Origin of the sequence: Clostridium pasteurianum DSM 525 = ATCC 6013 (assembly GCF_000807255.1) — a bacterium.
GTDB classification, from domain to species: domain Bacteria; phylum Bacillota; class Clostridia; order Clostridiales; family Clostridiaceae; genus Clostridium_I; species Clostridium_I pasteurianum.
In genome coordinates, this window is the sequence record NZ_CP009268.1 from 4,339,119 (window position 1) to 4,352,101 (window position 12,983).

14 protein-coding genes are annotated in these 12,983 nt (G+C 24.6%); 2 read left to right on the plus strand and 12 right to left on the minus strand.

What is annotated here, in order from left to right; translation table 11 throughout:
- Window positions 1–287: 287 nt before the first annotated feature.
- A complete protein-coding gene (locus tag CLPA_RS19865; protein WP_003444886.1) occupies window positions 288–968 on the plus strand; it encodes a LysE family translocator in 681 nt (226 codons plus the stop codon).
- Between the two features lie 87 nt (window positions 969–1,055).
- A complete protein-coding gene (gene yyaC / locus CLPA_RS19870; protein WP_003444885.1) occupies window positions 1,056–1,631 on the plus strand; it encodes a spore protease YyaC in 576 nt (191 codons plus the stop codon).
- A 373-nt stretch (window positions 1,632–2,004) separates the two neighbouring features.
- Here the strand turns inward: yyaC and CLPA_RS19875 are convergent, their stop codons facing one another.
- The 12 genes from CLPA_RS19875 to rpmH all read right to left on the minus strand — a co-directional run bounded on the left by CLPA_RS19875 (window position 2,005) and on the right by rpmH (window position 12,459).
- A complete protein-coding gene (locus CLPA_RS19875) occupies window positions 2,005–2,505 on the minus strand; it encodes a DUF4446 family protein (protein WP_003444884.1) in 501 nt (166 codons plus the stop codon).
- Window positions 2,506–2,556: 51 nt separating this feature from the next.
- Window positions 2,557–3,417, minus strand: a complete 861-nt coding sequence (locus CLPA_RS19880) for a ParB/RepB/Spo0J family partition protein (RefSeq protein WP_003444883.1) — start codon at window positions 3,415–3,417, stop codon at window positions 2,557–2,559.
- A 5-nt stretch (window positions 3,418–3,422) separates the two neighbouring features.
- Window positions 3,423–4,190, minus strand: a complete 768-nt coding sequence (locus CLPA_RS19885) for a ParA family protein (protein ID WP_003444882.1) — start codon at window positions 4,188–4,190, stop codon at window positions 3,423–3,425.
- A gap of 1,004 nt (window positions 4,191–5,194) precedes the next feature.
- The gene (noc, locus tag CLPA_RS19890) at window positions 5,195–5,974 is read right to left on the minus strand and encodes a nucleoid occlusion protein (protein WP_087946546.1); all 780 of its coding nucleotides are present in this window, start codon (window positions 5,972–5,974) and stop codon (window positions 5,195–5,197) included.
- Window positions 5,975–6,069: 95 nt separating this feature from the next.
- Complete coding sequence (gene rsmG / locus CLPA_RS19895) at window positions 6,070–6,789, minus strand: 16S rRNA (guanine(527)-N(7))-methyltransferase RsmG (protein ID WP_003444880.1); 720 nt, start codon at window positions 6,787–6,789, stop codon at window positions 6,070–6,072.
- A 114-nt stretch (window positions 6,790–6,903) separates the two neighbouring features.
- Window positions 6,904–8,790, minus strand: coding sequence for a tRNA uridine-5-carboxymethylaminomethyl(34) synthesis enzyme MnmG (gene mnmG / locus CLPA_RS19900; RefSeq protein WP_003444879.1), 1,887 nt, complete (start codon window positions 8,788–8,790; stop codon window positions 6,904–6,906).
- A 9-nt stretch (window positions 8,791–8,799) separates the two neighbouring features.
- Entirely contained in the window at window positions 8,800–10,179 is a 1,380-nt protein-coding gene (mnmE, locus tag CLPA_RS19905) for a tRNA uridine-5-carboxymethylaminomethyl(34) synthesis GTPase MnmE (protein WP_003444878.1), read from the minus strand.
- Between the two features lie 78 nt (window positions 10,180–10,257).
- A complete protein-coding gene (gene jag, locus CLPA_RS19910) occupies window positions 10,258–10,884 on the minus strand; it encodes an RNA-binding cell elongation regulator Jag/EloR (RefSeq protein ID WP_003444877.1) in 627 nt (208 codons plus the stop codon).
- 27 nt (window positions 10,885–10,911) lie between these two features.
- Complete coding sequence (yidC, locus tag CLPA_RS19915; protein ID WP_003444876.1) at window positions 10,912–11,685, minus strand: membrane protein insertase YidC; 774 nt, start codon at window positions 11,683–11,685, stop codon at window positions 10,912–10,914.
- 19 nt (window positions 11,686–11,704) lie between these two features.
- Entirely contained in the window at window positions 11,705–11,914 is a 210-nt protein-coding gene (yidD, locus tag CLPA_RS19920; protein ID WP_003444875.1) for a membrane protein insertion efficiency factor YidD, read from the minus strand.
- Window positions 11,877–12,251 carry a ribonuclease P protein component gene (gene rnpA, locus CLPA_RS19925; RefSeq protein WP_003444874.1) on the minus strand — a complete coding sequence of 125 codons (375 nt, stop codon included), beginning with the start codon at window positions 12,249–12,251 and terminating at the stop codon, window positions 11,877–11,879. The genes yidD and rnpA overlap by 38 nt, the downstream gene beginning before the upstream one ends.
- Before the next feature lie 73 nt (window positions 12,252–12,324).
- Window positions 12,325–12,459: a 50S ribosomal protein L34 gene (gene rpmH / locus CLPA_RS19930; RefSeq protein ID WP_003444873.1), complete on the minus strand. Its 135-nt coding sequence runs from the start codon at window positions 12,457–12,459 to the stop codon at window positions 12,325–12,327.
- Window positions 12,460–12,983: the final 524 nt, after the last annotated feature.

The window sequence follows — 12,983 nt, forward strand, 5'->3', positions numbered from 1 at the left end:
AGATTATTTTTTGATTGAATATTGACTCATATCCAATCTTATTCTTGAAAAAGCACCCTTACTTCTTTCCACAAAAAGGAAAAAGGTACTGTAGCACTTTAGAAATTAATTTTCAATTTTATACATACCTAAAAAATATTAAATAAGATAATAGTATTAATTATTGATAAAAATAATATCTATTTAAAATCTATATATTAAATAGACCATATCGGTATAATATTACACTAATATTATCTAATATGTTATAATATATGTAGATTATAATTTTAATGAGGTATATGATTATGTTTATATTAATAGTAAAAGCAATATTAATTGGAATTAGTACGGGTTTTATTCTCTCAATTCCACTTGGCCCTTCCGCTCTAGAATCAATACGAAGAACTGCTTCTAGAGGTTTTAAAGAAGGATTTAAAGTATCTCTAGGTTCATTGAGTGCAGATGTTTTTTATTTATTATTAATAAATTGTGGTCTTGCTAATATATTAAGCACTAATCCCAAAACAGAAGCTTTATTTTGGATTATATCTGGTTCCATATTAACTTTTATAGGTTATAATTCAATTAAACATAAAAATGGCAATGAGACCTTCTTATCTAAATTTATGAAAAACCTAAATTTATCTTCTTTACCTTTTTTAACTGGTTTTTTTATAACTGTATCTAATCCAATGACACCATCCATATGGTTAACTTTAAGTGGTACTGTAATAAGAGCTTGGTATTATATAAATATAACTTGCTATTATATTTTTATTATTTCTATAATAATTGGTATGATTTTATGGTTTGCGCTTTTGAACTTCCTAGCACTTAAAGGTTTTAATTTATTGGGAAAAAATCACTCTAATAAAACAGTTTATCTTTTAATGTTCGGAACAGTATTTACAGGATTAATATTTGTTATATATGGAATTTATAGTTTTTTTAATTCCAATATTATTATAATGAAATACTTACATTAAATTATTTTTTTATAGATAAATATATTTATATTTTGTAGTATAAAGCTCTTCTTTTTTGGGTAAAATTTCAAAAAAGGAGGTTTTTTTATGGTAAATAAAGTAATGATTGATTCAACGGAAAATAACTGTATTTTTAAAATTAGAGATACATTATCTAAAGAAATTTTATCTACACTTAAAGAAAACAGACCAATAATTTTATTATGTATTGGTACCGATAGATCAACAGGTGATTCTTTAGGTCCATTAGTAGGTGATAAGCTTAATTTTTTAATTCGAGATCACATATTCATATATGGTAATTTAAAATCTCCAATACATGCTAAAAATTTATGTGATACTATAACTAAAATTAAATCTACCTACAAAAATCCATATATTATAGCCGTAGACGCTTGTCTTGGCAGTATACAAAATGTTGGTAAAATTATAATAGAAAATAAGCCTGTAATTCCTGGCGCAGCTATGAATAAAGATCTCCCACCTGTAGGTAATTTAAGTATTACTGGAATAGTAAATATAGCTGGTTCATTAGAATTTATGGTACTTCAAAATACTCGATTATACGTAGTAATGCATTTAGCTGACATGATATCAAAAGGCATTTATCATTCTATTATTAAAACTGTAGGTGGAAAAAGAAATATTACTTTAAACACCTAAAAATCTTTTTACATTTGTTTTACTTAACAAATCACTTGGAAAATTCAAATATTCTGTAGAAGTGATAGAATACTCTATTGATACTTAATTACAATATCATAATTCTTAAATATTTCTATATTATCAATAAAATTTATCAGTACTTATTTACTTTCAACTATAGATAGTTATCCTAATATGATTAACTTTTATCTTTAACAAATTTTCTACTTATTTGTATTTTGTATTTATTATATTATTTAAATTTTTATGTAAAAAATTTATAATATTTTATTTATAAATTTATCATACTTACATTTAAATATAACTAAAAAAACCTCTCAAGATTTCTGTGAGAGATTTTTTTAGTTATATTCTTTATTTAAAAATATTTTTATTTTTTACTTACCGCATCTTTTAATACATATTCTTCCTCATCAGACAAATCATATCTCGATATTCCTTTGTCTATAGGTTTTGCATAAGTTGTACTTTCATTTCTGCCATATATACTTGTTATAACTACTCCATCATTATTATTATCAAGTAATGCAATAGAAAAACTCAAATCACTACCAACATCTTCAAAGGCCTTATAACGTACTATTGATATGTTTTGTAAACATTTATTTACTTTTTCATTAATACCATTATATTCGTTTTTAATTTTAATAGAATCATTATTAATATTATCTATTTTATCCATATAGGATTCTATTAATTCTTCTATATTATTATTTTCTACTCCTCTTGTTAATTTCCTGTACTTACTCTCTAATCTATTAATGGCTTTTATATTAACAAACATATTTATTAATAATATTATTATTAATATAATTAAAATACCTACTATGTATATACTTAAATTATTATATATTTCAATTATATTTTGCATTTATTTATTTTTACCATCCTTTCATTCTATAAATGTTTCACGTGAAACATTTTAAATTTTTAATATATCTAATATTCTTTGAAGATCCTCATTAGAATAATACTCTATTTCAATTTTTCCTTTATTATTTTTATTTTTCAGATTTACTTTTGTACCAAACATTCCTTCAAGTTTATTTCTTATTTCATTGATATAAATATTTTCATTTTCTGTATTACTCTTTTTAACTTCTTTCTTATTATTTAACTTTAAATTTTTAATAATTTTTTCTATTTCTCTAACACTTAAATCTTCATCTATTACTTTTTGTGCAATTTCATATTGTAAATCATTATTATCAATACTTAATATAACTCTAGCATGCCCTTCTAGTATAACACCATCTATTAAATATTCTTGAACCCTCTTATCTAAATTTAATAATCTAATGGAGTTTGTAATAACTGTCCTTGATTTTCCAATTCGTTTTCCTAATTCCTCTTGTGTTATATTAAAATCTTCTAATAATTTTTTATAGGCTAAACCTTCTTCTATTGGATTTAAATCTTCTCTTTGTATGTTTTCTATTAAAGATACTTCCAATAAATCTTTATCAGATAATTCCATAATTACTGCAGGTAATTCTTTCATTCCTATACTTTTAGCCGCTTTCCAACGCCTCTCACCTGCAACTATAATATAAAAATCATCTACTTTTTTTAATATAAGTGGTTGAATAATTCCATGTTGCTTAATAGATTGTGCTAACATTATAATTTTTTCATCATCAAAGTTTTTTCTAGGTTGATTATAATTAGGCTTTATTAAATTTATAGAAATCAAATTAACATTTTTATTAGTTTCATTGTTTTCTAATAGATTCTGATTTATTAATGCACCTAACCCTTTACCTAATCCACCTTTTTTGTTCACATTTATCACCTCTCTTGTCTAGTAATAAATTCATCTGTTAAGGAATTATAATATTCGGCCCCTTTGCACTTATTATCATAAAGTAAAATAGGAAGTCCAAAACTAGGAGCTTCAGCAAGTCTAATATTTCTAGGTATAGTAGTTTTAAATACTTTATTCATAAAATATTTATCTACTTCATTATACACTTCATTTGATAGTTTAGTCCTATTATCAAACATTGTAAGTATAACACCTTCTACATATAGACTTTTATTTAAAGACTTCTTTACTAATTCAATAGTGTTTACAAGTTGTCCTACTCCTTCCAAAGCATAAAATTCAGCTTGTATAGGAATTAAAACACTATCAGATGCACATAAAGAATTAATCGTCAACAATCCTAATGATGGAGGACAATCAATAAATATATAATCATATTCAATATCTAAATTTTTAATTTTATCCTTTAAAATAGTTTCTCTATTTTTTGTCTCTATTATTTCTATTTCTGCGCCTGCAAGTTCTATTGTAGATGGAGCAACATATAAATTTTCTATAAGCTGAGATTTCAATATAACATCTTTTAATTCAGTATCTTCAGTCATTATATTATATATAGATTTTTCAATATTAGCTTTATCAATTCCAAATCCACTAGTAGTATTTCCTTGAGGATCAATATCTATTGTTAAAATCTTATATCCTTTCATAGCTAGATATGAACAAAGATTAATATTAGTAGTAGTCTTACCCACCCCACCTTTTTGATTAAATATACTTATTACTTTCATAAAATCACCTCGATTCAAAATTTTTTTAATTTTATTTAAATTTTATAATATTGTAAAATCTATCATTACTTATTATTATAATCTCATAATCTCACTTATTAAATACATTTCATAAAACATTTATAAAAAAATTAATTTTATAAAATTTATCATATATATTTAAGATTGTAACTATTAATTTATCTTTATAAAAACAATATAATTTTTATTATATAAAGAAAAACTTTAATAAAACTATATTTTATTAAATAATAGTCTTTTCTGAAAGTGAAACTTTGAATAGATTTCTTTAAAATATGTATACAAACAAATCTTTAAATCTCATTGAATAGATTTTAAAATCAATTATATTTATTTTAGAAAAATATGTTCACTACATAGAAATCTTCACTATTAATTTTCTAAGATAATATATTTTATAAATAAAATAGTAGTATAATTTATCATAAAATCATACTACCAACTTTACAATTCTTTACAAAATTAAAAGAATTGTAAAAAGTACTTTCATACTTCGATATTTTTTACAAATTCTTATAATCCAAAAATTATATAGATATTTATTAGTATATATAATTTTTTATATTTTTATTTATTAAAAGTAATTTATTTAAGTTATATCTTAAAAATCAGATATGTTTTTATTAACGTATTAAAATTCAAACAATAATTAACATAATACTTTGTAAATTAAGACTTACATAAAAATCAAAAAACTTTAGATAATAAAGTCAATAAATTTTAGGTTAAATTTAACTTAAATCGGATTGTTATAAAATTATGCCTATGATAAATGATAAAATTAGAATAAATTATTTTATTAATAAAAATAATTTTATATTATATAAGGTATAGTACTATAAAAATTAATTTATTTTAAAATATGTAAATTTTACATAGGATTCAAATAACTGAATATAAAAATATTTGATTTTAAATTTATATATTTGATACAAATATTTATTAATAATATAAATTATTTATTTAATGTTTCACGTGAAACATTACTTCTTTTTTATCTTAATTGTAACTTCTATAAATTCATCTAACTCCTTAGATCTATAATTAGCACTAATACCATATTTATCAAAGACCTGTTTTATAGTGTTAATATATACTTTAGGACTAAATATACCTTTTATTCTTTTTTTTCCATCAGAAGCCAATTCAATCGTTTCTAATTTAATTAATTCTTTTTCTATAAGTTCTTCAGTATTTTTAACATTTAGATCTTTTTCTATAATAATATTTAATATTTTCTTTTGAAATTCCTCATCAGGTAATTTTAGCAAAGCTCTGGCATGTCTTTCTGTTAATGAATTTTTTAAAATAATATCTCTTATACTTTTATTAAGTTTAAGAAGTCTTAGTTTATTAGATATTGTGGATTGCTTTTTACCGATGCTAGTAGCAAGCTGTTCTTGAGTATAACCATGCTCTTTAATTAAATTATAATAAGCTTCTGATTCTTCCATGAAATTCAAATCTTCTCTTTGAAGATTTTCCAATAGTGCAAGTGCAGCTGATTCTTTATCTGAAATATTATTTATAATTACTGGTACTAATTCAAGACCGACTATTTTAGCTGCTCTCAATCTGCGTTCACCAGCTATTAATTCATATTTATTTTCACCAATATTTCTTACAGATAAAGGCTGCATTATACCATAATTTTTTATTGATTGTGCTAATTCATTAAGTGAATTCTCATCAAAATATTTTCTTGGTTGATAAGTATTAGCAACTATCCATTCTACATTTATATTAACTATATTATTATTAATCATAGAATATCATCCCTTATCTTATATATTTTATTATGTTATTTTCTCCATATCTTAACAAAATCCTTCTTTTTATGTAATAATATATTCGACAATTATTTTAATGGTTTTTTAGTAACAATTCCAGACTTCCTAGGGAATTGTTTAGGTGTTTGTTTAATTTTTTTAACTATAACAAGATTGTGCTTTAAATCACTTTCTTCAATATCTACTTTTATTATATCTTCTAATCTACCACCTAAAGTTCCAATAGCATTTTTAGATTCAAGTATTTCTTCTTCAATAGAAGGGCCTTTTAATGCTACAAAATATCCTCCAACTTTAACATAAGGTATACAAAATTCACTTAAAACAGTCATATTAGCTACTGCTCGTGAAGTTGCAATATCAAATTTTTCTCTGTATTCAATATTCTTAGCATAGTCTTCAGCTCTTCCATGGATTGTTTTTATATTTTTAAGATCTAACCTATCTATAACTTCATTTAAAAAATTAATCCTTTTATTTAAAGAATCTAATAGAACTACACATATTTCTTCATTAATAATTTTTATAGGTATACCTGGAAATCCAGCTCCAGTACCTATATCAATAATATTTTTTGCATTTTTTAAAAATGGAAATCTAAATATTTTAATTGAATCAATAAAATGCTTTTTAACTATTTCTCCATCTTCAGTTATAGCGGTAAGATTTATTTTTTCATTCCATTCCTTAATTAAATTCTTATATTTCATAAATTTATTATACTTTTCTTCATTAAAAACAACACCTTCATTATCACAAGCACTTTCCATTATATTAAAATATTTCATTTATACCCTCCGTTATGTAAATACTTTATTTATATGTTAATATTATATACTAACTATATAAATGATTAAATAAAACCTTAGTGCAAATATTTTACTTCACTAAGGTTTTAAAAATTATATAGACATTTTTCTAAAATACTGCTCTAAATATATCATTAGAACTGATATATCAGCAGGTGATACACCTGAAATTCTAGATGCTTGACCAATACTTACAGGTCTCATCTTATCTAATTTTTGTATTGCCTCTATTCTAATTCCTTTTACTTCATGATAATCTATCTTTTCCGGTATATGTCTATTTTCAAATTTTTTAAATTGCTCTACTTGTTCCAATTGCTTAATTATATATCCTTCATATTTTGTAGCTATATTTACCTCATCTATTATATCATCAGATAGGTCTGTTCTTTCTAAATCTAATTTTTTTACCATATTATAATCAAGTTCTGGTCTTTTTATAAGTTCATACAAACTTATAGGTTTCTTTAACGTAGAAGAGCCTAGACTTTCCAAAAAATCATTATTTTCCTTTTTATTTGTAATTTGAACTCTTTTTAGCCTATCAATTTCTTTTTCTATAGAATCTCTTCTAAATTTAAATCTTTCATATCTAAAATCTGAAACTAATCCAATACTTCTTCCTATCTCTGTAAGCCTCAAGTCTGCATTATCCTGTCTTAATAAAAGCCTGTATTCAGCTCTGGATGTCATCATTCTATAAGGTTCATTAGTTCCTTTTGTAACAAGATCATCTATAAGTACTCCAATATATGCATCTGACCTTTTTAAAATTAACGGATTTTTATTTTGAATTTTTAATGCTGCATTTATTCCAGCAATAAGACCTTGACAAGCTGCCTCTTCATATCCAGAACTACCATTTAATTGACCAGCTCCGAATAAGCCATCTATATCTTTAAATTCTAATGATAATTTTAACTGAGTTGGATCTATACAATCATATTCTATAGCATATGCTGTTCTAAGTATTTCAGCATTTTCTAATCCTTTAACAGTCCTTATCATTTGCAATTGTACCTCTTCTGGCAGAGAACTTGACATTCCCCCTACGTACATTTCATTAGTATTTTCACCTTCTGGTTCTATAAATACTTGGTGTTGGTTTTTATCTGGAAATCTCATTACTTTATCTTCTATAGATGGGCAATACCTAGGACCTACACTCTTAATACTTCCATTATATAAAGGTGACCTATCTATATTCTCTTTAATGATTTTATGAGTTTCTTCATTAGTATAAGTTAAATAACACAGTATTTGATTTCTATCAATATTAGCACTTATAAATGAAAATGGTACTATTTTTTTATCTCCAGGCTGCTCTATCATTTTAGATTCATCTATAGATCTTCTATTAATACGAGCAGGTGTACCAGTCTTAAATCTTCTTAAAATCACATTCTGATCTATAAGGCTTTGAGATAATTCATTAGCAGTAGCTAAACCACTTGGTCCACCACTATAATTCACTTCCCCAATTATTATTCTAGATCTTAAATAAGTTCCTGTAGACAATACTATACATTTACAAGAAAAATAAGCTCCATTCTTAGTTAATATTCCTTTCACAGCGCCATTTTCAAAATCTATACTTGTAACCTCAATTTGTTTTATATATAAATTATTCTGATTTTCCAATACTTCTTTCATTCTTTGAGAATATCTTCTTTTATCAGCTTGAGCCCTAAGAGAATGTACTGCCGGTCCTTTTGATAAATTTAACATTTTAGATTGAATAAATGTATAATCAATATTTACACCCATTTCTCCACCTAATGCATCTATTTCTCTTACTAAATGTCCTTTAGCAGTTCCACCTACATTAGGATTACATGGCATCATAGCTATACTATCTAAGTTCATAGTACATATAAGAGTTTTAATTCCCATTCTTGAAGCAGCTAAAGCCGCTTCACATCCAGCATGACCAGCTCCAATTACTATTAAATCATAATCACCAGCAATATATTTTATCAATTAATTCACCTACTTTCCTAAACAAAAATTTTTAAATATTTTTTCTATTAAATCTTCTTCCATAGTATCACCAGTAATTTGGCCTAAATTATACCAAGCATTCCTTATATCTATTGATGCTAAATCTATAGCAGATGTATTTTTCAAAGCATTTATGGCCTCTAAGCAATTGGATTTTGCACTAATCAAAGCAGCTTTATGTCTAATATTTGTAATAATCAAATTACTAGCTTTTATATTTTCATTAAAAAATAGTTCTTTAATCTTATCCTTTAGTATATCTATGCCAAAACCATTTTTAGCAGACATCTCTATTACATACTTAGATGATAAAATTTTTAAATCAGTATTTTGTATTTTTCTGGGTAAATCTGTTTTATTTAATATAACAATATATTTTTTATCTTTAATATGTCTTATTATGTCTAAATCTTTATTATCTATTTCTCTACTAGAATCTAAAATAAATATTATTAAATCTGCTTCATCTATTTTTTTTATGGAATTTTCTACACCTATTTTTTCTACAATATCTTTAGTTTTACGTATTCCCGCGGTATCAATTATCTTTACAGGTATTCCCGAAATATTTATATATTCCTCTATCAAATCTCTAGTGGTTCCTTCAATATCTGTAACAATTGCTCTTTTTTCTTCTAATAAAGCATTTAATAATGAAGATTTTCCAACATTAGGTTTACCAACTATAGCAGTGTTTAAACCTTCTCTAATTATTTTACCTTCATCTGCTGAATTAATTAAACTTTCAATTTTATAAAGTACAGCTTTTAATTGAATAATTGTATCTTCAGAAGTTAACTCCTCAAGATCATCTTCCGGATAATCCACTGTTGCTTCAATATGAGCTATCAACTCTAATAATTTTTTTCTTAAATCATTAATACACATTGAAAGACTTCCCTCAGACTGTTTAACTGCCGCTTTCATACTCATATCTGTTTTTGAAGTTATTATATCCATAACAGCTTCTGCCTGACTAAGATCTATTCTTCCGTTTAAAAACGCTCTCTTAGTAAACTCACCTGGTTCTGCAATCCTTGCTCCAGCTTTTAACACTTCTTCTAAAACCCTATTAGTTGAAAAAATTCCACCATGACAATTTATTTCTATAGTATCCTCAGCTGTAAAACTTTTAGGTCCCTTCATAAAACTTACGATAACATCGTCTATATTTTCTCTAGTTGTTAATTCAACTATATTACCATATTGCATAGTGTAAGGTTTAATATTCAAAAGTGTTCTTCCGCTTTTAGCTCTAAAAATCTTATTTACTATATTTACTGAATCTTTTCCCGAAACTCTAATGATAGAAATTCCGCCTTCACCTAATGCTGTAGCAATTGCTACTATAGTATCAAATTCTTTCATAAAATTTTGATGAGAATCTATCCTATCCTCACCAATTCCTCCTTTCTAATATATATTTTACAATTAAAAAGAAAGCCATCAGGCTTTCTTTATATCAATTACCACATATCTATTGGGTTCATCACCCTCACTATAAGTTTTAATGTTCTTACAACTTTGTAATGCAGAATGGATTATTCTTCTTTCGTAAGGATTCATAGGTTCAAATTTCATAATCTTTTTACTTTTTTGTACTCTATGTGACATTCTTATAGCAAGCCTCTTTAAAGTTTCTTCTCTTTTAGATCTATAATTTTCCGTATCAATTGTTACTTTCTTATATTCTCCAGAATTATTTTTATTTACAACTAAGCTTACGAGATATTGAAGAGAATCTAAAGTTTCTCCTCTATATCCTATTATTATTCCCATATTAGAGCCTATAATTTCAATATTAATTTTATTTTTTAATTCTTTGACTATAATTTCTGCATCAATACCCATATTATCAAAAATATTTTTTAAAAAATTTTTAGCTTCATCACAACAATTTCTTTTAATTGTAGCTTTTATTCTTGCAGGGCGTTTACCAATAATACTTAAAAGTCCTTTACTTCCTTCATCAATAACCATAATATCTACTTTATCTTCAGTAACTCCAAGTTTATTAATAGCATTTTTTTTTGCTTCTTCTATAGTCTTACCTGTCATTTCAATACAATGCATACCTCAGGCCCCCCCTCAGTAAATCAATTAATTATCTTTTCTATTTCTCTTGTTTTTTACAGTATTTTTATTATCTATCGTAACACTGCTTTCATCTACAACCTTATTTTCGTTACTTTCATTTTCTATCTTACTTGCAACCATTTTCATAACTAACTTAGTCTGAAATATTTGTACTATATTACCAGTTACCCAATATAAAACTAATGCTGCATTAAACATTAAACTCATATAGAAAAGTACACCAGACATAACTATATTCATAGTTGCAGTTTGTTTTGCTTGAGATTTATCTGACGTAGTTGATGACAACAAAATACCAGAGAAATATGTAGTAGCACCAGACAATACTGGGAGTATCCACGTAGTCCAATCAGATATAGTAGCATGTTTTGATAAATCACTAATCCATAGAAATCCAATACCTTTTATATTTAATGTATAAAATACATAATAAAGTGCTATAAGTATGGGATATTGTATTAATAAAGGTAAACATCCACCTAGAGGATTAACACCTTTTTCTTTATATAATTTCATAGTTTCCTGTTGTAATTTTTGTGGGTCACTTTTATACTTAGTCTGAAGTTTTTTTACTTCTGGACCTATTTTACTCATCATTAATGATGATTTAATTTGCTTAAAATTTAAAGGTAATAACAATAATCTTATTATTATAGTAAGCACTATTATAGATAAACCAATAGATATATTCTTGTCTGGGAAAATACTGAATATTGCATTATCTATTCTATTGAAAAAATTAACAAATAAATCATTTAAAAATTTGATTTTAAACAAACCCTAAGCCTCCTATATTTTATTTAACAGGATCATATCCACCTTCACTAAAAGGATTACACCTAAAAATTCTTATAATCGACATGCATCCTCCTTTTAAAATACCATATTTACTTATTGCATCCATTGCATATTGAGAACAAGTTGGATAAAATCTACAACAAGGCTTTTTTAAAGGTGATATATATTTTCTATAAAATTTTATCATTGATAATATTATTTTCTTCATAATTTAATAAACCTGACCTTTTAAACAGATTTTTTAAAGAAGCTTCTATTTCTTTGTAACTTTTATCTTTTGAATTAATACGAGCAATAACTACGAAATCATATCCTTTTTTTAGTGATTCTTTGTTCAATCTATAACCTTCACTTATTAATCTCTTTACTCTGCTTCGTATAACACTTTTTCCAACCTTTTTACTCACAGATATTCCAATTCTATTAATATCTTTATTTCTTAAATTTCTAAATGTATACAATACTAAAAGATTATTAGAAATAGATTTCCCTTTTCTATAGACATTTCTGAACTCAGAATTTTTTCTTATTCTGTCTTCCTTCATACAAAATCTAATGCTCCTTTAAAAACATACTGATTTTTCGTTAAATTACAGAAAAAGGCCACAAAAGCGGCCCTTATGCTGTCAATTTTTTTCTACCTTTTTGTCTTCTCTTCTTTAAAATATTTCTTCCAGATAAAGTACTCATTCTTTTTCTGAAACCATGTTCTTTTTTTCTTTGTTTCTTTTTTGGTTGATAAGTCATGAACATAATTTTGCACCTCCCTTTTTTGTGCAGTCTAAATTTTATAAAACAACTATTTTAATAACTAATTTATAGTTTTACTTTTACATTATATATTTACATAATAGTAATGTCAATATAAATGAATTTTTATTATGAAATAATTTCCAACCAAAAATTTTAATTAGAAATTATATTTAATAGTTCAACTAATATAAAGACAAGTTAGAATAATATTTCTATAAATAATACACATAATTTTTTTATGTTAAATACTTTTTTGTGGATAACTTCTTGAATAGCTACTAATGTTTTGATATTATTAAACAAGACCTGTTAATTAATTTTAATTTATAAACTTATTCACAGGTTGTGGACAAAATTGTTGATAACTTGTTTAATTCTAGTTAATAATATTATTATTTTTTTTTATTTTGTCTAAAATTCAATATTTATAACCTATATAATTATGTTAATATATTATTTTTGATATATGTTAATAATTTAATTATATTTTAATTACATAACAAATTTATTAACATGTGAATATT